The sequence below is a fragment of the Oceanicoccus sagamiensis genome, from assembly GCF_002117105.1.
GTDB lineage: Bacteria > Pseudomonadota > Gammaproteobacteria > Pseudomonadales > Dasaniaceae > Oceanicoccus > Oceanicoccus sagamiensis.
This window is the reverse complement of record NZ_CP019343.1, coordinates 280785-304815: the sequence shown is the minus strand read 5'-3', so window position 1 is coordinate 304815 and position 24031 is coordinate 280785. Positions and strand designations below refer to the sequence as shown.

The 24031-nt window shown below is 47.2% G+C and carries 25 protein-coding genes; 15 read left to right on the top strand and 10 right to left on the bottom strand.

What is annotated here, in order from left to right; all coding sequences use genetic code 11:
* Nucleotides 1-16: 16 nt before the first annotated feature.
* Nucleotides 17-1321, bottom strand: a complete 1305-nt coding sequence (locus BST96_RS01325; RefSeq protein ID WP_085756955.1) for an NAD(P)/FAD-dependent oxidoreductase — start codon at nucleotides 1319-1321, stop codon at nucleotides 17-19.
* 115 nt (nucleotides 1322-1436) lie between these two features.
* A complete protein-coding gene (locus tag BST96_RS20280; RefSeq protein WP_157117810.1) occupies nucleotides 1437-1583 on the bottom strand; it encodes a hypothetical protein in 147 nt (48 codons plus the stop codon).
* A 95-nt stretch (nucleotides 1584-1678) separates the two neighbouring features.
* Here BST96_RS20280 and BST96_RS01320 point away from each other — a divergent pair, with 95 nt between their 5' ends.
* A complete protein-coding gene (locus BST96_RS01320; RefSeq protein ID WP_085756954.1) occupies nucleotides 1679-2440 on the top strand; it encodes a TSUP family transporter in 762 nt (253 codons plus the stop codon).
* On the opposite strand, the gene BST96_RS01315 is transcribed toward BST96_RS01320, so the two are convergent.
* Both BST96_RS01315 and BST96_RS01310 read right to left on the bottom strand, forming a co-directional pair.
* Nucleotides 2432-2740 (bottom strand): MGMT family protein, encoded by a 309-nt coding sequence (locus BST96_RS01315; protein ID WP_085756953.1) that lies wholly within the window; start codon nucleotides 2738-2740, stop codon nucleotides 2432-2434. The genes BST96_RS01320 and BST96_RS01315 overlap by 9 nt on opposite strands.
* A 111-nt stretch (nucleotides 2741-2851) precedes the next feature.
* Nucleotides 2852-3613: an SDR family oxidoreductase gene (locus tag BST96_RS01310; protein WP_085756952.1), complete on the bottom strand. Its 762-nt coding sequence runs from the start codon at nucleotides 3611-3613 to the stop codon at nucleotides 2852-2854.
* A gap of 213 nt (nucleotides 3614-3826) precedes the next feature.
* Between BST96_RS01310 and BST96_RS01305 the strand changes: the two genes are divergently transcribed.
* From BST96_RS01305 to groL, 3 genes are all read left to right on the top strand, one after another.
* Nucleotides 3827-4309, top strand: a complete 483-nt coding sequence (locus tag BST96_RS01305; protein ID WP_085756951.1) for an FxsA family protein — start codon at nucleotides 3827-3829, stop codon at nucleotides 4307-4309.
* Between the two features lie 181 nt (nucleotides 4310-4490).
* Nucleotides 4491-4784, top strand: coding sequence for a co-chaperone GroES (locus BST96_RS01300; RefSeq protein WP_085756950.1), 294 nt, complete (start codon nucleotides 4491-4493; stop codon nucleotides 4782-4784).
* Nucleotides 4785-4840: 56 nt separating this feature from the next.
* A complete protein-coding gene (gene groL, locus BST96_RS01295; RefSeq protein ID WP_085756949.1) occupies nucleotides 4841-6499 on the top strand; it encodes a chaperonin GroEL in 1659 nt (552 codons plus the stop codon).
* A 343-nt stretch (nucleotides 6500-6842) separates the two neighbouring features.
* Here the strand turns inward: groL and BST96_RS01290 are convergent, their stop codons facing one another.
* The 3 genes from BST96_RS01290 to BST96_RS01280 all read right to left on the bottom strand — a co-directional run bounded on the left by BST96_RS01290 (nucleotide 6843) and on the right by BST96_RS01280 (nucleotide 10224).
* On the bottom strand, nucleotides 6843-7967 hold the full coding sequence (locus BST96_RS01290; protein WP_169713857.1) for a GGDEF domain-containing protein: 1125 nt from the start codon (nucleotides 7965-7967) through the stop codon (nucleotides 6843-6845).
* 256 nt (nucleotides 7968-8223) lie between these two features.
* Entirely contained in the window at nucleotides 8224-9435 is a 1212-nt protein-coding gene (gltS, locus tag BST96_RS01285; protein ID WP_085756947.1) for a sodium/glutamate symporter, read from the bottom strand.
* Nucleotides 9436-9579: 144 nt separating this feature from the next.
* The gene (locus BST96_RS01280) at nucleotides 9580-10224 is read right to left on the bottom strand and encodes a urate hydroxylase PuuD (protein ID WP_085756946.1); all 645 of its coding nucleotides are present in this window, start codon (nucleotides 10222-10224) and stop codon (nucleotides 9580-9582) included.
* 334 nt (nucleotides 10225-10558) lie between these two features.
* Here BST96_RS01280 and BST96_RS01275 point away from each other — a divergent pair, with 334 nt between their 5' ends.
* From BST96_RS01275 to BST96_RS01225, 11 genes are all read left to right on the top strand, one after another.
* Nucleotides 10559-11350, top strand: a complete 792-nt coding sequence (locus BST96_RS01275; protein WP_085756945.1) for a hypothetical protein — start codon at nucleotides 10559-10561, stop codon at nucleotides 11348-11350.
* A gap of 120 nt (nucleotides 11351-11470) precedes the next feature.
* The gene (locus BST96_RS01270; RefSeq protein ID WP_085756944.1) at nucleotides 11471-12988 is read left to right on the top strand and encodes a fumarate hydratase; all 1518 of its coding nucleotides are present in this window, start codon (nucleotides 11471-11473) and stop codon (nucleotides 12986-12988) included.
* Between the two features lie 244 nt (nucleotides 12989-13232).
* On the top strand, nucleotides 13233-14021 hold the full coding sequence (locus BST96_RS01265; protein WP_085756943.1) for a putative hydro-lyase: 789 nt from the start codon (nucleotides 13233-13235) through the stop codon (nucleotides 14019-14021).
* A 208-nt stretch (nucleotides 14022-14229) separates the two neighbouring features.
* A complete protein-coding gene (locus BST96_RS01260; protein WP_085756942.1) occupies nucleotides 14230-14964 on the top strand; it encodes a 5-oxoprolinase subunit PxpA in 735 nt (244 codons plus the stop codon).
* Nucleotides 14961-15680 (top strand): 5-oxoprolinase subunit PxpB, encoded by a 720-nt coding sequence (gene pxpB, locus BST96_RS01255; protein ID WP_085756941.1) that lies wholly within the window; start codon nucleotides 14961-14963, stop codon nucleotides 15678-15680. The genes BST96_RS01260 and pxpB overlap by 4 nt, the downstream gene beginning before the upstream one ends.
* Complete coding sequence (locus BST96_RS01250) at nucleotides 15652-16614, top strand: 5-oxoprolinase subunit C family protein (protein WP_085756940.1); 963 nt, start codon at nucleotides 15652-15654, stop codon at nucleotides 16612-16614. Before pxpB ends, BST96_RS01250 begins: the two co-directional genes overlap by 29 nt.
* An 11-nt stretch (nucleotides 16615-16625) precedes the next feature.
* Nucleotides 16626-17480 carry a glutamate cyclase domain-containing protein gene (locus BST96_RS01245; RefSeq protein WP_085756939.1) on the top strand — a complete coding sequence of 285 codons (855 nt, stop codon included), beginning with the start codon at nucleotides 16626-16628 and terminating at the stop codon, nucleotides 17478-17480.
* A 28-nt stretch (nucleotides 17481-17508) separates the two neighbouring features.
* Nucleotides 17509-18366 (top strand): D-amino acid aminotransferase, encoded by an 858-nt coding sequence (locus BST96_RS01240; RefSeq protein ID WP_085756938.1) that lies wholly within the window; start codon nucleotides 17509-17511, stop codon nucleotides 18364-18366.
* Nucleotides 18367-18379: 13 nt separating this feature from the next.
* Entirely contained in the window at nucleotides 18380-19459 is a 1080-nt protein-coding gene (gene alr / locus BST96_RS01235; protein ID WP_085756937.1) for an alanine racemase, read from the top strand.
* Nucleotides 19460-19539: 80 nt separating this feature from the next.
* A complete protein-coding gene (locus BST96_RS01230; protein WP_085756936.1) occupies nucleotides 19540-19893 on the top strand; it encodes a type II toxin-antitoxin system RelE/ParE family toxin in 354 nt (117 codons plus the stop codon).
* Nucleotides 19862-20161: a helix-turn-helix domain-containing protein gene (locus tag BST96_RS01225; RefSeq protein ID WP_085756935.1), complete on the top strand. Its 300-nt coding sequence runs from the start codon at nucleotides 19862-19864 to the stop codon at nucleotides 20159-20161. The genes BST96_RS01230 and BST96_RS01225 overlap by 32 nt, the downstream gene beginning before the upstream one ends.
* Before the next feature lie 205 nt (nucleotides 20162-20366).
* Here the strand turns inward: BST96_RS01225 and BST96_RS01220 are convergent, their stop codons facing one another.
* Genes BST96_RS01220 through BST96_RS01210 form a run of 3 tightly spaced genes read right to left on the bottom strand, consistent with a single transcriptional unit; the run spans nucleotide 20367 to nucleotide 24027 of the window.
* Nucleotides 20367-20810 (bottom strand): type IV pilin protein, encoded by a 444-nt coding sequence (locus BST96_RS01220; protein ID WP_085760449.1) that lies wholly within the window; start codon nucleotides 20808-20810, stop codon nucleotides 20367-20369.
* Nucleotides 20803-23511: a pilus assembly protein gene (locus BST96_RS01215; protein WP_085756934.1), complete on the bottom strand. Its 2709-nt coding sequence runs from the start codon at nucleotides 23509-23511 to the stop codon at nucleotides 20803-20805. The genes BST96_RS01220 and BST96_RS01215 overlap by 8 nt, the downstream gene beginning before the upstream one ends.
* A gap of 30 nt (nucleotides 23512-23541) precedes the next feature.
* Nucleotides 23542-24027 carry a PilX N-terminal domain-containing pilus assembly protein gene (locus BST96_RS01210; RefSeq protein ID WP_085756933.1) on the bottom strand — a complete coding sequence of 162 codons (486 nt, stop codon included), beginning with the start codon at nucleotides 24025-24027 and terminating at the stop codon, nucleotides 23542-23544.
* Between the last annotated feature and the right edge of the window lie 4 nt (nucleotides 24028-24031).

The following is a 24031-nucleotide window of genomic DNA, read 5'->3' as shown; positions in this document are numbered from 1 at the left end:
TTGTCGCCTTTTTTGTTTAGAGCATATCCATTAATTTAAAGTAGAGCATACCCACGGCCAGCCCTGGTCGGCGTAATAATTTACCACCGGGGAATGGCCAGTGCCTGATTTTAGCAAAGACATCAAAACGCTCGGCAGTGCCGCTAATCATTTCAGCGGTGATACGCCCCATCATATGCGTTGGCGCTACACCATGGCCTGAATAGGCTTGAATATAAAACACATTTTTTGAGAGTCTGCCTAATTGCGGCATACGGTTAAGGCCTATGCCCATTTGTCCACTCCAACCATAATCGATATCAATATTGGCGAGTTGTGGAAATACGATGGCCATTTTCTTTCTCATGGTGGCTTCTAAATTACTAGGCTCCAGGCCGGTATAGTTAGACAGGCCACCAAATAGTAATCGCTTGTCTGCACTGAGTCGAAAATAATCCAGTGCTGTTCTGGGATCACAAACCGCGCTATCGGAGGGCATAATAGATTTGGCCAGTTCATCGGATAGTGGGGCGGTTGCGATGACTGAGCTGCAAGAGGGCAAAACTCTGGAGGCCAGTTTGGGCACAAGGTTTTCCATATAGGCATTACCGCAGGTGACGACAAAGTTTGCCGTTACTGAACCTTTATCGGTATAGACAACAGGTTTTTCACCGTGGGTAATTTTATTAACCCGAGAGTGCTCAAAAATTTGCACACCTAGATGTTCGGCCGCTTTGGCTTCGCCAATACAAAGGTTTAACGGGTGCACATGACCGTTATCAGTGGGGTTATAGAGGCCGCCGCAATAGGCATCGGAATTTACATAATGTTTGACCTCGTTGGCATCGAGTAATTTGATGTCTGTGGGGTTGCCCATATCGGCTTCATATTGCCGCCATTCTTCAAACATTGTCATATGCCGGGGTTTCAGTGCAACATCTAAATACCCCCATTTTAAATCGCAATCGATCTGGTATTTTTCTACTCGGTCTTTAATGATGCGGGTGCATTCAATGCCCATATCATAAATAGCACGGACGCCTTCTTTGCCAATAAATTTTTCAAACTGTTCAGCGTCATGGCCAATACCGCCAATCACCTGGCCGCCATTGCGTCCGGTGGCCCCCCAGCTGATTTTATTGGCTTCGATTAAAGCGACTTTGTAGCCTTTTTCTGCCAGCTCCAGGGCGGTATTAACGCCGCTAAAGCCACCACCAATCACAGCAACATCCGCCTGGATATCACCTTCTAATAGTGGGTAGTCCGTTTGCCAATTGGCAGTGGCAGCGTAATAGGAGGTTGTATGACTTTGTGTCTCAACGGATGCTTTTAAACCTAGCATAGTGTTCTCGCTCTATTGTCAGTGGCATAACCTATGGTGGGATGCCAGCTTTCTTTAGCCAGTGATAGATAGCCTAAGAATAGCGGGTTAAAGAGTATGGTGTATAAACGGTGGTTTATCGGGCGCGAGAGGCCGGGTCTTCATCTTCGCTGCGGAAGAAGTTTTGCCAGGCAGAGGAGGTCATTGCAAAGTGGGACCATGCAATATAGACGGGATTTGCCGCGGGCTTTAATAGCCCGGTTGAGGTAGTGCTGTGATTCATGCTGGCTATTGGGCCCGATTCGTTGTTTTTTGTCAATGTTAGAGCTGGTGATTAATACCCTGTAGAATGCAGATCGTTCTGGGGTCGCAGAGTAAATGGAGAGGTTTATCGAGTTTTCATTGGAAGTCTATGCATTATTGCTCGCTGTTGGTTTTGTCAGTGGCTTTATTAATGCTATTGCCGGTGGCGGTGGTCTGTTGGTATTACCGGTGATGTTATGGCTGGGAGTGCCGCCGATTAATGCGTTGGCCACCGGTAAGTTTCAGGCGGTGTTTGGGACCTTGTCATCCAGCTTTAATTATTTTAGAAAGGGCTTTATTGATTTTAAGCCCTTGCTTCCCGTTATCGCTTGCGGGGTTGTAGCCAGTGCAGCGGGAACCTACTCCGTTTTGCAGTTATCCAGTGAACTATTAGATAGTTTAATCCCTTACTTTCTTATTGGCGTTGCATTGTTTACCTGGTTTTCTCCAAGGCTAAATGATGAAGATCATACACCTGTTATTGCTTATCGTTATTTTATTCTACTGGCAGGTGGAATGATTGGTTTTTACGGTGGTTTTTTTGGGCCGGGTATTGGGGCAATAGCAGCGCTAAGTTTCTCTTCTTTGTTGGGTTATAACTTACGTAAGGCTTCAGCCAATGCCAAGCCGGTGATTGTATCAGTCAATATTGTTTCAGTACTGATTTTTATTGCGGCAGGGCAGGTATATTTGCTGGTCGGTATTGCCATGGCTTTTGCGCAAATACTGGGCGCTTATTTAGGGGTTAATGTAGCGATCAAGCGTGGCGCCATGGTGATTAAACCGCTGTTGGTTATTACAACGATCGCTATCGCTCTGCGCTTGTTGCTAGCTTGACCATGCAAGGTGGTTGATGGCTATTGTTTCTTTGTTAAATACAACACCTTCTGCCAGTAGTCGTTGTCGTTGCTCCTGATAGGCGGGGGAGCCTATGGGGAAGGAGATCTTTCTCTGGCTATTGACTACACGGTGCCAAGGCAGCTTGCTGCCTTCCGGTAGTTTACGTAACACATTGCCGACTAATCGCGCCGCTTGTGGAATACCCGCTTGAGCTGCAACCTGGCCGTAACTGGCGATTTTGCCTTTTGGAATTTGGCTGACAACTTGCCAGATGCGTTGTTGGTTAGACTGACTCATAGTCAGTAGAATACTGACATTCGAGTCAATAAAAAACCGTAGGGTGGATTAAAATCCACCTCCACTGTGGATCGGATTGGGTGGATTGTAATCCACCCTACTGTGAGGGGTTTAAATTCTTAAGCCGCCATCCATTTCAATCACTCGGCCGCTAAAGTAATCATTCTCAAAGATATAAGCACAGGTGTGGCCAATTTCTTCAGGGGTACCCATACGCTTTAATGGAATACCTGAGGTCATTTTCTCAAGGGCTTCCGGTTTCATGCTGGCCACCATGTCGGTAGCGATAAAGCCAGGGGCAATGGCGGCTGCGCGAATACCGTAGCGGGCCAGTTCTTTCGCCCAGGTTACAGCCATTGCTGCAACACCGGCTTTAGCGGCACTGTAATTACTCTGGCCCATATTGCCGGCTTTAGAAATACTGGAGATATTGATAATCACGCCTTCAGTGCCCAGTTTGATCATACGCTCGGCAGCTTCACGACCACAGAGGAAAACGCCCGTCAGGTTAACGTCGATAACCGCCTGCCATTCCGCCAGGCTCAGCTTCTTAACAATGTCGCCGTCTTTCACTTTAAGCATCAGGCCATCACGAAGAATACCGGCGTTATTGATCACCCCATTAAAGGTGCCGAAGTCTTCAACGATCTGGTCGAAGGTCGCAATAACATCCTCTTCTTTGGCTACGTTGGCGATATAGGCTTTGGCATCGCCGCCTGCGGCTTTACAAAGCTCTACCGCTTCGTCCAGCTTTTCCTGGTTTAGGTCGATCAGCGCCATCTTGGCACCCTTTGCTGCAAGTACTACTGCCATGGAGCGCCCGAGCCCTTGTCCGCCGCCTGTTACCGCTATAACTTTCCCGTTAAGATCCATGATATAAGTGCCTCTCTTGCTGTTGTTTTAATAGGTAGAAATGTTCGTTTAGGTAAAAAATCGGGGCGCATTATTACAGTAAACAGCGGCTTTTCCAATTGGAGCACTTGCTATTAAAAGCTCTGGGCTTGAAATTGGCCTTATGCGCCCCCATTGTTTGAATATTGGCCATACTTGCCCATCACTAAGACCTATCACTGAGACCCATCGCTCATGCGTTTTTTCCTACTGCTGTTTATCACTATCCCCATTGTTGAAATGTGGGTGTTGATTGAGGTCGGCTCTGAAATCGGTGCTTTAAGCACCATCTTTTTGGTTTTCCTAACCGCAGCTATCGGCTTGGCGTTACTGCGACAGCAGGGGGTGAATACCCTGTTGCGAGTCAATCAGCGGATGGAGCAGGGGCAGTTACCCGCCGGTGAGATTCTGGAAGGCGTGATGCTGGCTGTTGGCGGGGCTTTGCTATTAACACCCGGTTTTATTACCGATGCCATTGGCTTTGCCTGTTTATTGCCCTTTAGCCGCCAATTGCTCGTAGCTCTGCTGCTACGGCAGGGCGTAGTAATGGCCTCCTATGGTCGCAATGCCAACTTCGATGCCTCATTCCGTTCATCAGAGACCTTGCGAGCTTCCAGAGCCCGCCCTGGAGAACAGTCTGGCTCGGTTATCGAAGGTGAGTATGAACGCGAAGATTAAATTAAGTGATTGTTTTTATTGATTATTTTTTTTGCTTTAGCACTCGTGGCAATAGAGTGCTAAAAAAAACCATTGTTCCCCTTGATATCGATTTGCCTGCCCCCATATAGAGCAGCAACCCGGTTATCCGGCATGAAATAAACCATAACCATTAACTTACAATTTTGGGAGATCTACCAAAATGAATATTCGTCCGTTATACGATCGCGTTGTTGTGCGTCGCAACGAAGAAGAAGCAACCTCAGCTGGCGGTATCGTACTGACTAGCGCCTCTAAAGAAGTTCAAAACCGCGGTGAAGTTGTTGCCGTAGGTGATGGCGTTGTCCTGGAAAACGGTGATATCCGTGCCTTGCAAGTTAAAGCAGGCGACCAAGTTATCTTTGCCCAGCATATGCATGGTGCTATCACTATCGAAGAAGATGGTGTTGAGTATGTGATTATGTCTGAGCGTGAAATTGCGGGTATCTTGGGTTAATAACCTTAAGGTATTCAACGACTTATTAGATAAAGAATTTAGTTTAAAGGAAAAATATCATGGCTAAACAAGTAATTTTCGGTGATGAAGCCCGTCAAAGAATGCTTAACGGCGTTAACATTCTTGCCAACGCAGTAAAAACCACTCTGGGCCCTAAAGGCCGTAACGTTGTACTGGACAAAGCCTTTGGCGCACCTACTGTCACTAAAGATGGTGTTTCTGTAGCGAAAGAAATTGAGCTGGAAGACAAGCTTGAAAATATGGGCGCACAGATGGTTAAAGAAGTGGCTTCTAAAGCCTCTGACGACGCTGGTGACGGTACTACGACAGCTACCGTTCTTGCTCAAGCTATCGTTAACGAAGGTCTGAAATCTGTTGCTGCTGGCATGAACCCAATGGATCTTAAGCGTGGTGTTGATCAGGCTGTTGCCGCTGCGGTTGCTGAAGTTGAAAAAATGGCTACTCCCTGTGCCGATGGCAAAGCTATTGCTCAGGTAGGTTCTATCTCTGCAAACAGTGATGAGCAAGTAGGTGACATTATCGCTGAAGCCATGGACAAAGTGGGTAAAGAAGGTGTTATCACGGTAGAAGAAGGCAACGTACTTGAGAACGAATTAGACGTTGTTGAAGGTATGCAGTTTGACCGCGGTTACCTGTCTCCTTACTTCATCACTAACTCTGAAAATATGACCGTTGAACAGGAAAGCCCATTTATCCTGTTGGTTGATAAGAAAATCTCTAACATCCGTGAGTTGCTACCTTTATTGGAGCAGGTGGCTAAAGCAGGCCGTCCTCTGGTGATTATTGCTGAAGACCTTGAAGGCGAAGCACTGGCTACATTGGTTGTTAACAATATGCGTGGCATCGTTAAAGTGTCTGCGTGTAAAGCACCGGGTTTCGGTGATCGTCGTAAAGCTATGCTGGAAGATATCGCGGTATTAACTGGCGGTACTGTTATCTCTGAAGAAATTGGTCTTGAACTTGAGGCCGTTACTCTTGAGCAGTTAGGTACAGCCAAGCGTGTCACTATGGACAAAGATAACTCAGTGATTGTTGATGGTGCTGGTGATGCAGCTGCCATTCAGGATCGCGTTGGTGCTATCCGCGTTCAGATCGAAAACACGTCATCTGACTACGACCGCGAAAAGCTACAAGAGCGTGTTGCTAAATTAGCTGGCGGTGTTGCAGTGATTAAAGTAGGTGCTGCTACTGAAGTTGAAATGAAAGAGAAGAAAGCCCGTGTTGAAGATGCCCTTCACGCGACTCGTGCTGCCGTAGAAGAAGGTGTTGTACCTGGCGGTGGTGTTGCTCTGGTTCGCGCTCTTCAGGCTGTTGAAGGTCTTACAGGTGCTAACGATGACCAGACTGTTGGTATTAATCTGGCACGTCGTGCGATGGAAGCGCCTTTGCGTCAAATCGTTGATAACGCTGGTGATGAGTCTTCAGTGGTTCTTGATAAGATCAAGAGTGGCGAAGGTAACTTCGGTTTTAACGCTGGTACCGGTGAGTACGGCGACATGATTGAGATGGGTATTCTTGATCCTGCTAAAGTAACTCGTACTGCACTTCAGGCGGCTGGCTCTATCGCCGGTCTGATGATCACTACCGAAGCTATGGTTGCTGATCTTCCTGCTGAAGCTGCTGGTGGTCCTGCTCCTGCTATGCCTGATATGGGCGGCATGGGTGGAATGGGTGGTATGGGCGGTATGATGTAAGCATCGCCCCAGCCCTATAGGTAAAGCTTATAAAGAGCCTCGACATTGTCGGGGCTTTTTTTTGCTTCTGAAAGCGTAGGCGGGGTCCAGCATTGTAGATTCCCGCCTGCGCGCATTACTGCCCTGAACAAATGCTTTAGGCGGTAGTGTGGATTATAATCCACCGGTTTTGACCGCTCCCGGCTGGGCTTGGTGGATTATAATCCACCCTACAATGTCTGGCTGTTAGTTGAGTCTTGAGCGCTTTTCTTGGTTTAAACAGCCGACGCTACAATACGTCTGGTCTTATTTAAGGCATTTGTTCCTGACAGCAATGCGACTGCGCGGGAATGACAGCCCCCCCTTAAAACCCCTGTGCATAACAAAACCCATCACCTTCTGCCTTGGCTTCATACATCGCCTTATCGGCAGAACGTACCAGTGACTGTGCATCGGTGCCATGCTCAGGACAAATTGAAATACCCACACTGCAACTGATCAGCATATCGCCCTTGGCGGTTTTTATGGGTCTGGCAATTTCATCAGTAATCTTGCGGGCGATTTCATTTACTTTCTGTTTATGAATACCTTGCAGGATAATGCCAAACTCATCACCACCCAATCGAGAGACAATATCCGACTCACGGATAATCCGCCGCATACGCAGTGCCACGTGACGCAACACTTCATCGCCGACCTGGTGACCATGAGTATCATTAATGGGTTTAAAGTTATCCAGATCAATATACAGCAAGGCAAAATACTGTTGTTGCTCGATCACCGTTGTTAATTGCAGATCAAAAAAGTGACGGTTACTGACGCCGGTTAAAGCATCCATTTTTGTCTGGCGATCTAATGCGAATCTCTCACTGAGTAGCTGTTTAGAAAGGGTTTTATTCTGGCTCATAAAAGCCCAAAACGCTGCGATTAATACAGAGTAAACCAGTGCAATAGCCGCTGACTCAAAATAGCTTTGGTTAACAGGGTTGCCACCACTGAATACTGGTTGCCAACTAATCCCCCATGCTGGCAGCAAGGTGTACGAGATATGTAAAACCAGGCAGATCAGTGACCAAAACAGACTGGCTCTTAGTGATAGCAATAAAAATGACAGCGCTACAATGGTCAATAAATTGGTGTATGGCCCGGAACCTGACTCAGCGCCCACGCAATAAGCGATAACACTAAAAAAGCACAGGATAACCAGGATATTGATATGGGCAGCCAGGCGGTAAAGGCCCTTCGCACAAAAAAGGTATAGCGAAAAGACCTGTGTCGCGAGAATAGAAATAAATACCGCGTGATAAGGAAAAGCCGATGGGTTATCTGCTTTGCTCATTATCACCGTGGTTACAATATGCAGGGTAAACCAATAGAACACATTAAACAGAATAATTGCCAGCAATATACGGGCACGCAAACTGTCAAAGTCATTCTGGCTAAACCGTTCTGGCAGCATTTTATTGATGAGTACAAGGTACTGACTCATAGTCTTTAAATCCTGAATTTTATTATCTAAGGTTATTGTAGGTTTTAAGAAGGGGAAAAACAGGACAGTTGCTGACAACCTTATGATCCATTTAGACATCTGTCGATTAGGTAGTCCTTTCACCTAATTGTCTTCAATGTCGCTTCAGTCTAGGGTTTGTAAACGCAGAAGAAAATAATACTTAATCATTAGGCTTATGGCTTTTTCATAGGAAGCTAAATGGTGCTTTTTGGACAGGGCGACAAACGGCTGCTCGCTAGTTAAATAGTGGCAGCCTGAGAAATACATCAATGGTACCGGCATTGATTAAGTCGACAAAAAACGCACCTACCAAAGGAATAATCAGTAAGGCCTTATAAGAGGGTCCGTGTTTTTTAGAGGCGGCGTCCATACTGGCTATAGCAACGGGTGTTGCGCCAATGGTTAAGCCAAAAAAACCACCGGCTACCACCGCAGCATCATAGTCTTTGCCCATCATCCTGAACACAATAAAACTGGCAAAGACCATTGCAAAGATTAACTGGGCAGTAATAACCAGCATCAAGAGCAGGGCAGATTCCGCCATACTTAGCAGGTCCATGCTCATTAGGCTCATGGATAAAAACAGCTGTAAACAGACTCCACCGGTAAGGTCCAGGCCTTCTTTATTAATGTCTACCTCAACCATATCGGTTACATTGGCCATTACCACTCCGGCAAACATAGCGGTTAAAAAACCCGGCAAAAGAATTTCGTTATTAAATAGAAAGCGGTTTACCGCATCGCCAATAACAATACATAAGGCCAGCACAAAGACGGTATCAATAATGATTTCTACACTGACCTTGTGTTTCTTGGGTTCATCCCCTTGTGAGGTGGCTACTTTTTGCTGAGCCATGCCACGGGTTTCGGGGCTGGGCCTTAAGTCATGCTTCTCGATCAGGCGCGTAGCGATAGGGCCGCCAAAAATACCGCCCAGTACCAGCCCCATGGTGGCGCAGGCGAGGCCAAATTCCGAAATACCCTTAATGCCCTTGTCGGCAACTATTTCACCCCAGGCAATGGCCGTACCGTGGCCTCCAGCCAGAGAAATACTGCCGCCAAATAAACCAAAGTAGGGGTCCTTACCCAAAGCGGTTACCACGGAAATGCCGATAATATTCTGGATAATCAAGCAAATTGAACAGGCGATGACCAATAGCAATAGCGCCTTGCCGCCATTGGCCAGTTCCGAGAATTTGGCATTGAGGCCAATCGTGCTAAAAAAGATCAGCAGCAGAAAAGAGCGCAGCTCCAAATCAATAGTCAGAGTTAGAATGCCCAAACCGGCTAACACCGCTGCAAAAAGACTAAATAAAAATCCGCCGGCCACAGAAACGGGAATACTGTACGTCTTAAGAAAATGGAGTCTGCTTTTGAGGAAATAACCCAGATAGAGGACCAGAATTGAAAGTATCAGGGCGTTGATGCTATTAATTTCAAATGCCATGCTGGGTCCATTGCCGATAATACTAAGGAGTTAACATCATTGGATTTAACAGTTATAGCCCTATTTCAACTAAACGGCCAATAATATAGGCACCCACAAAAAAGCCCAGACTAGCTGGGCTTTGTTGTAAGCTTTTAGTATTGCTTAGACATACTGCATCAAGCCCAGGCAGATAACAGTTAGAGCAAGTGAGCAGTGAATAACCCCTTTAACAGATGCCATTGGACCAATCTTGCCGAAAATAGCGTTAGCTTCTAATAAGACGACAATGGCAAGCACAGCCATCAAACCGGTGCTTAAGCCCTGAGTAACGAGGTAAGAAGCCTGACCACCACCGTGGAAAGAACCCATCATGCCGATCAGCATTAGTGTAGAGAACAGCGTGTTGGTTCTTGAGGCCAGTAGTGCTTTGGGGCCAGCTGCCGCTGCGTCGCCTTCAACAATACCGCAAACGATTTTCTGGTTTGGCCAGATGATCAACCAAACATTCAAGAACATAAAGGTACCGGTTAAGGCGCCTACAGTGATGTAAGAGTCCCAGCCGTGAGCAGTACGAATAAGTTCAAGCAAGACAACACCGGTCAGGAAGGTAAACATGGCACCCCAGCGGAACCACCATAGCGCGCGTGGAGCCAGCTTTTTGGTTGCATCAGCTTTGGCATCTGGCTCAGCTTCTTTAAAGTATTCGCCTTGAATAAAGTTGAAGTAGTACAGCAAACCGATCCAGGTAATACCAAATAAAACGTGTAACCAGCGGAATAAAATATCAATACTTATAAAAGAATCCATAACAGCCCCCTAAGACTTATGTGTTTATTTTTCGAACGACTCAGCTCAGAAGATCCCGAAAGAGCTAAGGCACTGAATTTAATGTAATTATATAGGCTATTTATCCCGAAAAGGAAACCCAAATTGTATTTCGGAGTCTATAAACACGTTAAACAGACGCATCGGCGTTTTTTTTTGCTATGTTTAATGGAAATCTGTGTGCTGTGCGCGAATTTGCTAGTGTTTTGGCCAATATGGCCATGCGATAATGACGGCCACCGCCGTTAATGTGTGAACTAAGCATTTAGCGGGCTTTGCTCGACATTTAATCCGATTAAGAAGTGTGAATACAATTATGTCCCGACGAGATGATGACCATATTGGTCATGTGCCCAAAATTACCCCAGCCCATGATGAAATTGCCTCTTTTCAGCGTAACCAGGCTAAGGGGCAGCTAGCCGCAAGTTTGGGAGAGGTACCGGATGTTGGGGCGGCGGGCAGTGCCAGTGCTTCAATGGCAACCAAGTCGGTTTTGACTCTGGTGGTTTTGGTGTTATTAGCCACGGCTGCCTGGGCAGGGTATCTTCACCAAAAACTTCAGATTGCCGAGAAGTCGCTGCAAAATTATGAGTTGCGTATTGGTGATCTGGAGCGGCGCTTAATGGTTACCGATGAAAGCATGGGGGAGTCCAGCGCGGCGATGAAGGTTAAGTTACGTGAGTTGGATTCCGAGGTGCGTAAGCTTTGGGACAATGTCTGGAAGAAAAGTAAGCAAAAGTTTGCTGAAAATGACGCCTTACTGAAACTGCACACCGAAAGTATCGCGGCCAGCGATGCGTTTATCGCCTCCGCCAAGCAGCAAATGACCAAGCGTGATGATGTGGTGGCGGGCTTAAGCCAGCAGCTACAAAAAACCCAGCAACTGCACTCACAGGTTGCTGAAAACCAGTTGGTGCTTGGCCAGCAAGAGAAATCTCTGGAAAATATGGCCGACAAGACCAACCGGGTCAGTGCTGATTTGGGTAAATTGGACCGCCGGGTTAAGGGGACTGAGGAATGGGTTGAGTCTATTAATGGCTTCCGACGCCAGGTAAACCGCGATTTAACTGCCTTAAAGCAGGGTAGCAGCCAGCCAGCCCCACAATAGCGCTCTAATTCTCCCCCTGTGACCGTCTGTTAGAAGGCGGTCAAAAACCACCGCGTTTGTGTATAATAGCGCCCCTGATTTTACTCACTGACCCTATTTTGAACGAGAGGTTCGTCTCTGATGACTGTTATCCGTCAAGAAGATTTGATCGAAAGCGTAGCCGATGCGCTGCAATACATTTCCTATTACCACCCGGTTGATTTTATCCAGGCCATGGATAAAGCCTACCAGCGAGAGCAGAACCCGGCAGCTAAAGATGCACTGGCTCAGATCCTGATTAACTCCCGGATGTGTGCCGAGGGGCATCGACCTATTTGTCAGGATACCGGTATTGTGACCGTATTTTTAAAAGTCGGTATGAATGTGCAATGGGAAGCGGATATGTCAGTGACCGATATGTGTAACGAAGGTATTCGTCGCGCCTATATGAACCCGGACAATGTACTACGCGCTTCCATCCTGGCGGACCCTGATGGCGCCCGAGCCAATACCAAAGACAATACTCCCGGTGTGATTCACTATGAAATTGTCCCCGGCGATACCGTCGAAGTTCATGTGGCTGCCAAGGGCGGCGGTAGTGAAGCCAAGTCCAAATTTGCCATGCTGAACCCTTCAGATTCTGTTGTGGATTGGGTATTAAATATGGTGCCGCAAATGGGGGCCGGTTGGTGTCCACCGGGCATGTTGGGTATAGGTATTGGTGGCACTGCTGAAAAAGCGATGTTACTGGCAAAAGAAGCCTTGCTGGAGCCGATCGATATTCAGGACTTGCAAGAACGCGGTGCCAGCACTCGTTCAGAAGAGCTGCGCCTTGAGTTACACGAAAAAATTAACAAGCTGGGTATTGGTGCCCAGGGCCTGGGTGGTTTAACCACAGTAATGGACGTTAAAGTCAAAGACTATCCAACCCATGCCGCCAATAAAGCGATTGCGATTATTCCTAACTGTGCCGCTACTCGCCACACACACTTTACCCTGGATGGTTCCGGTACCGCTTCATTAAAAGCGCCCAAACTGGAAGACTGGCCGGAAGTGACCCGTGAAGCCGGTGATAACGTTAAGCGTGTTAATCTGGATACAGTCACCGCCGAAGAAGTTAAAACCTGGCAGCCCGGTGATACCTTATTATTAAACGGTAAAATGCTAACCGGTCGCGATGCGGCCCATAAGAAAATGGTTGATATGATTGAAGCCGGTGAAGAACTGCCGGTTTCTATGGAAGGTCGTTTTATCTATTACGTAGGGCCTGTTGATCCCATTGGTGATGAAGTGGTTGGTCCTGCTGGCCCAACGACTGCAACCCGTATGGATAAATTTACCCGCACCATGTTAGAAAAAACCGGGCTGTTGGGTATGATTGGTAAAGCTGAGCGGGGACCTACTGCGATTGACGCGATTAAAGATCACCAGTCAGTTTATCTTATGGCTGTGGGTGGTGCTGCTTATCTAGTGGCTCAGGCGATTAAATCTTCCAAGGTGGTTGGCTTCCCTGAATTGGGTATGGAAGCGATCTATGAATTTGAATTGGAAGATATGCCGGTAACGGTTGCGGTCGATCATACGGGTGAGTCGGTACATAAAACCGGTCCGCAAATATGGTCCGCTAAAATTGAAGAGCAAGCGATTAAGGTTACTTAAGCCACTCGTCATTTTTGCGAAGGCGAATTATTGTCCAGGGCAAATGCCTTAAACAGGGCCAGCGTATTGCAGCGTTGGCGTTTTAACAATACTCCTCGGACATCGTAGGGTGGATTATAATCCACCAAGCCCAGCCAGGTGCCGTCTAAGCGGTGGATTATAATCCACCCTACGGGCTGTCTTGAATATAACGGCACTCAAACTGGATTCCCACCTACACAGGAATGACATCGAAGAGAAAACTATGACAGCAGACATATCACCACTAACCCTACGTCAACGTATCCGCAGCGGCGAACATACCACGAATACCTCTGGCTATGCCGCAGGTTTTGTACAATGTAACCTGGTGATCCTGCCCAAAGACTGGGCTAATGAATTTCTACAATTTTGTCAGCTCAATCCCAAGCCTTGCCCCATAGTGGGTATGGCATCCCAGCCAGGTGATTATATGTTGCCAGACTTGGGTGAAGATCTGGATATCCGTTCTGATATTTCTGGCTACCGTATTTTTGAAAACGGCGAACATAAACACTCTGTGACTGATATCAAAGACTACTGGCGCGATGATCTGGTCAGCTTTTTACTGGGCTGCTCGTTCTCCTTTGAAGAACCACTGATTGCCGATGGTCTGGATGTACGCAATGTTAGCCAAAATCTCAATGTCCCGATGTATCGCACCAATATCGACTGTCGTCCCGCCGGTCGATTTAGCGGTAAAACCGTAGTGAGTATGCGTCCCTTTTTAGCGGCAGATGCGATACGCGCGATACAAATTTGCAGTCGCTTCCCCTCGGTGCATGGTGCGCCGATTCATTTGGGCGACCCTTCACTGATTGGTATTAACAATATCAACCAACCTGACTATGGCGATGCCGTTACCATCAAGCCCAATGAAATGCCTGTATTCTGGGCCTGCGGCGTGACACCTCAGGCGGTACTGGAAGAAGCCAAACCGCCATTGTGTATTACCCATGAACCCGGCTGTATGCTGGTGACGGATATCCCCAATAGCAAGCTGTCCATTTTATAGTGATTGCGTTATAGGTATTAATTTTGCCTAACGTGGGTAATCTGGTGGTATTCTAGCGGTATCTGCCACTTTCAAAGGATAATATCCTGTAAAATGCCGAATTATGGCAAAAAATTTTCCTGCAATTCTCTAAAATAGTCGTCAATAGTGCGGTTCAGAACTACTATTCTGTATCCACCATTGAATTGTTTTTACGGGAATCTTCGCTATGGCTTTACGATTAAATTGCGACTTGGGCGAAAGCTTTGGCAGCTGGACCATGGGAATGGACGCCGCTGTAATGCCCTATATTGACCAGGCCAATATTGCCTGTGGTTTTCACGCCAGTGATCCGGTGGTAATGCGCAATACCTTGCAAATGGCCAAACAACATAATGTCACCATTGGTGCTCACCCTGCCTATCAGGATCTGGTTGGCTTTGGCCGTCGCTCGATGAATTGCAGCTTTGATGAAATTGTTGCATTAATGCATTATCAGATCGCAGCTATGGACGGAATGGCTGCCACCGCCGGCCTAAAACTGGAATATGTAAAACCCCACGGCGCACTCTATAACGATATGATGGCCAAGCCCGATGTGCGCAATGCCATACTGGTGGCTATGTCGGAATATCACCGCCCGTTAACGCTTATGTTACAAGCCACCCCGGATTATAACGAGCATAAGGCCGAAGCTGACCGCCTTGGCCTTAGCCTTTGGTTTGAAGCCTTTGCCGACCGCTGTTATGACGACGATGGCAAATTACTGGCTCGCTCTAAAGAGGGCGCTGTGCACAACAAAGAAAAAATGTTAGCCCAGGTTAAGCAACTCTGTGATGAAGGGACAATCACGACCGTCGGGGGCAATACCTTATCCCTGCAGGTCGATACTCTATGTGTCCATGGTGATAATGAAGCCGGTGTATTAGCCATTCAAGACATTCGAGAGTTAATTGGCGGATGAAAATAGAACTCGCGGGTGAAAATGCGCTGATTATCTATTTCGGCGACGAGCTTTATTCCGGCAGTGCCTCGCCGGATATAGCTGCCCGTGTGCAGGCGGCAACGGCGGCCATTGCCGGAGCCCTACAACCGGTATTGATTGATTTAATTCCATCCTACGCCTCATTAACCGTTATTTATAACGCCTTAAAAACTGATCATTTTCATATGCTGGCGGCAATCAAAGATTTGCTGGCCGATACGGTCAATGCGGAAAGCGGGGAGGGCAGTCTGATTACTTTGCCCGTTTATTACAGTCTGGAATCGGGCCCGGAATTGGAGTCTATTGCTGAGCGGGCCGAGCTGTCTATCGAGCAAGTCATTGATTTGCACCAGCAACAGGAATACCGGGTTTATGCAATTGGCTTTGCACCGGGCTTTGCTTATTTGGGTGAAGTGGATCAACAAATTGCTTCACCGCGTTTATCCACACCGCGGCAAAAAGTCCCCCGTGGTGCTGTCGGTATCGCGGATCAACAAACCGCTGTTTACCCCGCGGAATCACCCGGTGGTTGGAACCTGATTGGCCTTTGCCCACAGCGTATGTTTGATCCCAAAGCGCAGCCGACTATGCCGGTTGCCGTGGGTGACCGGGTTCGATTTGAGGCGATTAACCGCGATCAGTTTTTGACCTTGGGGGGGCGTTACCATGAGCACTGCTGCCAGCACAGGTTTTAAAGTAATTAGCCCCGGCGTATTAAGCCTGATTCAGGATAGCGGCCGTTTTGGGTATCACGGCATTGGTTTAACCAATGGCGGCCCCTTAGACCCGCAAGCTTTTTACTGGGCTAATCGCTTATGCGAAAGCGCAGCTAAACAGACGGCCAATAATATCGCTCTGGAAATCAGTGTCGGTGGTTTGGTTTTGGAATCTGAGGTTGATACCGTGATTGCAGTTACCGGTGCAGATATGGCGCTAACCATCAACGGTAATAACTGCCCATTATGGCGTAGCCACACGATTAAAGCCGGTGATCACATTGAGTTGGGTTATGCGCAAAACGGCTGTCGCAGTTATTTGGCTGTAGCCGGTGGTTTTGATATTGCCCATAGCTTTGGCAGTGCAGCTACCGTTACCCGTGAAGCAATAGGTGGCCTGGACGGTGAACGTGTTCAGCAGGGTGATCTTTTGCCCTGTCACAGTGCCAGCGCTTCTCATCACTATTGTCTGGATAAAAAAGACCAGCCGGTTTATAGCACGTCAATAACTGCCAGAGTGATATTGGGCTACCAGCAACAAACCTTTAGTGATGTACAAAAAAACCTGTTTTTTAGCAGCGAATATACTGTGTCCGACCGCTGTGACCGTATGGGTTATCGTTTAACCGGCCAGGAAATCAATTCATCAATTAACGGTATTTTATCGGAAGGTATTTGCCACGGAGCCATCCAAATTCCTGCCGATGGCCAACCGATTGTATTAATTAACGACCGCCAAACCATCGGCGGTTATCCCAAAATCGGTTCGATGATTTCAACCGATACTGCACGGCTGGCACAACTATTACCCGGTGGCAAAGTTGCTTTTGAAGCGGTCTCTATGGAGCGGGCCCATAACCTTTTACATTTTGCTGAAGCACGGTTGCAGCAAGCACAACTACAGACCTGTTAGGTGTAGCGCCAATGACTAACACCGCCGAGAAAAGAGACCTGGCCCTCAGTCAATCCATTGAGGACTTACTGGTGGCAAGAAATTTACGGGGCATGAAAGATGTACAGTCGGCTTTAATCCCTGGTTACTATCTGCGGGCGGCCAAATTGTTATTGGCCTGCAAAGGCACTGTATTAATCGGCACCGGCTTTCCCGTACTGGATAGCTTTGAAACCGATGGGCCGGTAGGGGCGATTGCTTTATACCAAACGCTGGAGTATTTAGGTGCCAAGCCAATAATTGTCTGCGGGGCACCGATGTCCACCGCCATTGCGGGGGATTTTCGTGTCCATGAAATTACTGTAGGCGATTTGGCCAATGCCGAACAGGAAGCTAAAGCCGCGTTAGAATTATTACAGCCTGAACTGGTTTTATCGATTGAACGGGCAGGGCTTTCAGCGCAGGGTATCTACTGCAATATGCGCGGTGAAGATATTAGTGAGCGCTGTGCCAGCTTTGATTACTTCTTGCAGTATGCCAATTGCCCAACCATTGCCATCGGTGATGGCGGTAATGAAGTGGGGATGGGTAATATCCATCAGGCGATTTCAGCATTGGATATAACCCCATCAGTAACTACCTGTGATGAACTGGTAATAGCCGATGTATCCAACTGGGCAGCCCATGGATTAATTGCCTTATTAGCCCACTGGCAGCAGGAAGATTTATTAGCACGGATAAACCCTCAACAAATTTTAAGCTATATCGCCGCGCGCGGAAGCCTTGACGGTGTAACCCGGGAACCCACATTGACGGAAGATAGCTTGCCTTTGGCGGAAGGTGAAAAGCTAATTGCCAGTTTGCGTCAGTTGGTGGGTTTTCAGTAAATTTTTTATTTTTTTATAGGTCGACGTTATGAGTATTGTTTATTTAAATGGTGAATACCTGCCAATGGAAGAGGCCAAAATTTCTCCTATGGATAGAGGTTTTTTATTTGGTGATGGCATCTATGAAGTGATTCCTTCCTATAATGGCAAGTTGGTGGGCTTTGGTCCGCATATCGATAGAATGAATGATGGCTTAAGTGCTATCGATATTAAATTTGATTACAGCCATGACCAGTGGCGCGATATTGCTACCCAGCTTAGTGAAAAAAATGGTGCCGGTAATTTGGGTATCTACTTTCATGTTAGTCGCGGCGCCGACTCCAAACGCAATCACGCCTACCCGGACAATGTACCGGCCACCGTCTTTGCTTTTTCTTTTGAAATCCCGCCAGAACCCATAGCGAATAGAAACCAGGTTAAGCCCTATAAAGTGTCTACCACACAAGACTTACGCTGGAAACGCTGCAATATAAAATCTACGGCACTGCTAGGCAATGTGATGCACTATCAGCATGGCCATAGCGAAGGCAATGGCGAAACCATTCTCTATAATGAGCGCGGTGAAATGACAGAAGGCAGCGCAGTTAATGCCTATATCGTCAAAGACGGTAAAGTGATTACCTCTCCTTTGGATGAGCAGATCTTGCCGGGAATTACCCGCTTAATCCTGCTGGATATTTTACGTAAAGATGGCTCCATTCCCGTCGAAGAGCGGGTGGTTACCATGGATGAATTGCGTACTGCTGATGAGGTCTGGATTAGTAGCTCCAGCAAAGAAGTAGCGCCGGTAATTGAAGTGGATGGCCAGCCCGTTGGCGATGGCAGTGTCGGTGAGGTTTGGGAAAAAGCCCAAAGCCTGTTTACCGCCAATAAATACAACTACTAAGGCAGCACTAGCCATGGCCAGACCCACCACCGCTTTTATTGACCTTGCTGCCCTAAAGCATAACTTTCAGTTTGCCCAGCGATTGGTGCCCGAAGGGCAGTGTGTTGCGGTAGTCAAAGCCAATGCTTATGGTCATGGTGCCGTCCCTGTGGCCAAAGCTCTGGAGCCTTTGGCGCCAGCGTTAGGAGTGGCCTGTATTGAAGAGGCGGATGAATTGCGTCAGGCCGGTATCCATAAGCCGATACTGTTATTGGAAGGTGTATTTACCGCCGATGAAATCGAACAAGCCTCAGCCAATAATTACTGGATAATGCTGGAAAACCAACAGCAGTTGCATAGCCTGCTCAATGCTGAGTTAACGCAGCCCATCAAAGTTTGGTTAAAGCTGGATACCGGTATGCATCGACTGGGTATAAACCCTGAACAGGTCACTGAGTTTTATCAGCAGCTGCAAGCCAGCCCCAATGTCGATAATGATATTATTTTAGCGACGCATCTTGCCTGTGGTGATGACTTGGGCAGCGATTTTACCGATACCCAGATTGCCTGTTTTATGGCCGCGGTTAAAGATATCGATGCGCCTTTAAGTATTGGCAATTCATCTGGGGTACTGGCTTGGCCCAAGGCCAGAACAGCGTGGAATCGTCCGGGCTATATGCTCTATGGCAATTCCCCCTTTAACATTCCTCAGGAAAATGCCGATCAACTGCAACAGGTCATGACCTTAAAATCCGCTGTGATCTCAGTGCGGGAAGTTGCGGCGGGTGAGTCCGTTGGCTATGCCGCCAACTGGACCGCCGAGCGCCCCTCAACCATTGCTACCATTGCGGTAGGTTATGGTGATGGCTACCCCCGTAGTGCACCAAACGGTACCCCGGTTATTGTTAATGGTCAGCGGGTTAAATTGGTGGGCAATGTCTCTATGGATATGATCACCGTCGATGTCACTGATTTAGACTCTGTGGCTATTGGTGATGAAGTGATTCTCTGGGGCCCCGAATTGACCGCTAATGAGATTGCCCAATGGGCTGGCACCATCGGTTATGAAATTCTGACCCGTATGCCCCTAAGAGCCCCTCGTATTTATAAATAGTCTAACTATTTAATCCATCACCATTTCTAATCATTTCAAGATTGACGAGGGGGTTATCATTAAAGATAACCCTCTCATCTATGACATGGACTGTTACTTTTTACAATACAAAGGTTGAGCGGGAGACGCTCGCATTGCCAACGGGTGTACTGGCTGGTTTTATCCGTATCGCCGAGCTTATAGAGGAGTTTGGCCCTGATCTTGGCAGGCCCCATACCGCCCCCCTTGGTGATGGTCTCTATGAGATTAGAGCCAAAGGTTTGGAAGGTATTGCGCGCTCCATATTCTGTATCGCCAGAGGAAGAGAAGTCATTATTCTACTCACAGCGATTAAGAAAACCCGTAGCCTGCCAGCGCGAAGGATAACGCTGGCCAAGCAACGAAAAACCACGGTACAAAACAATGACGAAACGAACCACATTAACCGAGTTTAAAACCAAAGCCCTAAGCAATCCCGCTGTAAAAGCGGAATACGATGCTTTGGCTCCACTTTTTGCTATGAAGCGCGAAATGATCGCCTTGCGCAAGCAAGCGGGGGTGACCCAGGCCGAAATGGCAGAGCTAATGGGCACCCGAAAAAGTAATATCTCGCGCCTGGAAAGCTTGCACTCTGAAATTTCCCCACGTCTGTCTACCATAGAAAGCTACGCCGCAGCGCTTGGCTATACCGTAACGATTCAATTTACTCCGCTAGCTCTGTGAAACCTTACCACACATGGTTACGGCATTATTATTGATGATTACATTGGGGTGGGTACTGCCCGCTCTCAGGTGCCATTTAAGTACTCCGGTACATTGTCTGCTGAGATTACGCTATTAAGACACCTGCTCAATGCAGGCATTTCTATTGCAGCGAGGGTTAGCCGGGGCTGTTGATAGGTCTCGGCCTTGTAGCTGGTTTGCTTGCCTAATGGATTCCTGATTTTTCTCCACGGCTGTTATAGCTAAGGTCACCGGGCTCTCCGTTGTTATCAATATCTACGCCGTTAGTATCTTTACTTTGCTGGCCTTGTGCCAGAGCCTGGACAGCAATGCAGTGAGTGATGGCGGTGTTATCACAAGCTACCGCTTTAAGTTTGTAGTGACCTCCCGGTGTGATTGGCTCAGCGCTGTAACCTAGTTCAGTTAGCTTGTCGGTATAGCTTCCATATTGAGCAGCATGGCGCTCTTGAGCCTGCATCAGTTGATTAAGGGCTGGTAGACCTTCGCCGATGCGGTTACTGCGTAAGATATAACTTTCGTAGCGAGGGATCGCTATAGCGGTGAGTAGGCCGATAATCGCTAATACCATTATCATTTCTAATAGGCTAAAACCGGTATTGGTGTTTGTCTGTTGTAATATATTACTCATTATTTTCCCGCCAGTAGGTTTTGTCGAGAGTTAGCTCGGTCAGGTTATCGATACATTCTGTGCCGATACAGGCCAGTAAATTATCCTGCTGTTGGTGGTTGCTATTGGTGGCTGTGCAGTTCTTTGACGGGCAAACCTTTTTAGGAAGAAAGATCAGTAAAGGTTCCGGGGGTATGCCGCCATGGTTTAGTGTTTGGTAGTTTTTGATGGAGCCGTTGTCGCTGAGTGTTGACTGGCCATTTAATAGATTTAATAAGTAATAGCGGCCTGTGCCTAAAGGGTGTTTATTCGATGCGCAGCTTTGCTGCTTGGTGGCCGGTATATAAGTGGTTAATAAAATCTGGTGGTTAAAGCTAAGTGAGGGGGCCAGGACTTTCTCACCCTTGTTGTTGCTAAAGCTATAGTACCAGCCGTATTGTTTCTCGGTATGAGTGGGTGCTTTTTTACCGTGTTTAAGAGTGGCGGCAGCCATATCAGCGGTGCTTATTACTCGGTCATCGTTGTAGTTATAGTTGTAGCCTGGCGGAGCAGAGTAAGGATAAGGATCAAACACGACATAGAAATGGTCAGTGATATGGGTGGATTTTGGGGCTGCTCGGTAGCCGCTGCCTAAGGCAATGGCAAGGAAAGGTTTTCTGCCGCGGGGTGAGACAAGGGCTATATCGGGTGCATTATAGTATCGGCGCTCACTACCACTCTTGCCACCACCAAGATCGGCGATAATCCCGCCCCGGGTTTTATGGGCAAAATGCGTTTTGCTGGTTGGCGTTTTATAAAGGTCGATTCGCCATAGCTGGCCGAGTATATCGATAGCAAAAAGATAATCGGTATAACCATCTCCTTCAATGTCGATGGGGGTGATATTCGCAGGGATGCTATGGGTCATCGCTTTTAGGTTTAGGCTATGTTGGCTATTGCGGCTATAACCCGCACTCCATAATAATTTTCCGGTTTTAGCATCCACCATATAGAGGGCATTGCCTTCGTCAATATACGGGTCCGGGCTGTTATCGTGTTTAGGGTCGTAGCCACCGGCAAAAAATAACACGGACTTATCTTCGCAGTGGGCTTTGGGCTTATCGGCAGCGCAGTTCCACTGAATTTTGGCCAGTTGGGGGGTGGACCAGGTTTGGCCAAGGTCGCTAAAGCCGGGGGTGGCATCGCTTTGTTTATTGCCATTAAGATCGGCATTGCCATTAATTTGCCAGAGCAACTTGGGATTTTGGCGCAGGGTAACATCCAAAGCATAAAGACTTTTACCGCCCCGGCGCATAGCTTGGTAAATATAAATATGTTCGCCGACTTCAGCAGTATCTCTATCGCCTGAAGTGGAGACAATACTGCCATTATTGTTTTTATCATAACGCCAGACCGTCATAGGGGCGTCCAGTCCGTAGATTTTATCGTTAAAAGTGCCTTGGTTTTGATAGTAGTGAGTTAAATTCGGTAACAGTTGTTGTGGGATAAAGCTAAAGACAGGTTCTCCAGTGTCGGCTTTGATCGCATAAAATAATCCTCTGTTAGAGCCGGCAAATACGGTGTCATCAAAGTTATTTTTATCCAGCGTACGATAGGTGACTACAGCGGGACGGTTGTGAATAATATCAGCCACAAAGTGGTTGGGCGTTTTTTGCTGCTTGTTTATGCTGGCGCCACGCACCCAGTTAAGAATATCGTTTCGCTGCTGAGTTGCTGTTTCCGCAAGCCCCAGAGTTGTTGTGGTAATAGATAAATTGCTTGATTTAACGTCTGTGGCAGAAAGACGTTGTTTGTCCGGTGTAAAATTATCAAGATAGGTATAGATTTTTCGTTGATCAGGGGTGGGTAGTTGATAAGCATAGCCACCATGGTTGATATTGTTTCCATCTGGCGCTAAACCATCGATAGCATCATCGGGCCAATCCGTGGGGTCTGTCCAGAAGCTAAGGGTAGAGTCTTTAAAATCCCCGGTATCCCTTTGCAGGGCTTGATGGCCATTGGCATCAACAATATGGGTGTTCTCTAGTTTGTATTTTTTAATATTGCCGGGCCAGCGTGGTGATGGTTTGGGTTGGAAGAGGGCGAAGTAGATATCATCACGATGCTGCATTCGGTTATAGCGATCAACCGCAATAGCAGGGGTAGCGAGAGTGTCTTGAGTTTTTATTGTGCGGTAAAGAAGACGGTCAAAGACGGCGGTCAGCTGCTGGTTTGCTAGCAGTCTTGATTCAGTATTTAAAACGATGTTATGAATGGTTCGGTTATCGATGGGCTGTGTGGCTTGGTCGCTAATGATAACAATAAGGTTGTTCTGGCAGGCGGTTGTATTACGGGAAAAGCGCTGGGCCTCTTTGACAGACTGGATTAAGTTAGCGTTAGATTGAGTGGCAGGTATTTTATCAATAGCCTTGTTTAAACTTTGCAGCTGGTAGCTATCGCTGATATTAATGGGTTTATGCACCAGATAACTGCCACTCACACTACTGAATGCCATTAAAGCAATGTTTATAGCTGCTTTATTGGTGTGCAGTGCATTCAGTGTATCTTTTAAGCTTGTTTTTATTATCGAGCTATTTTTTGGGTTGGCAATTGCCAGTATGACTGAAATATTGGTCTGCTGTTGCTCCGCTAAAGTTTGGTAAATCTCTAAGTCATCGGCTGTTAGAAAAGTGCTATTCAGCAGCAATAGGGTGAATACTATTTGGGTGACTATTTTTTTCATAACACACTCCTTGTGTTTGTTGATGCTGGTTTAGTGATTGACAGGTATTACACGGCTGACGCCCTGTGTTTGGTCTGACTTTGAATGGCTGTGGTTTTGTGCCGCTACGATATTGATTTCATAGTTTAGGGTGTTATATAAGTCTAAACTGTAGCCCGGAGGTGCTGCGGTGATGCCAATAAAGTTGATGGCGCCGGATAGGGTGTAATTATCTTTTTCATGTCCAGTGATTGTTATTCCAACACCATCTATGGATAAGCCGGTATACGCTGACACTAAAATAACTTTGTTTGAGTGAGTGACAGCCTTAAGTCTGTCAGGGTTTTCCAGCGCTTTAAATTGCTGCTGTATTTCACTGAAGGCATATTGGTATAACGTTTGAGATTGCAGGCTATTACGGGCCATTTGTGATTGTAATTGTGATGAGTCCATAGCGGTAATACCCAATAGTGTCATAAGCAGTAGTAGTATCAGGCTCACAATCAGTACGGCACCTTGATGATTTTTTATCAGCATGGCT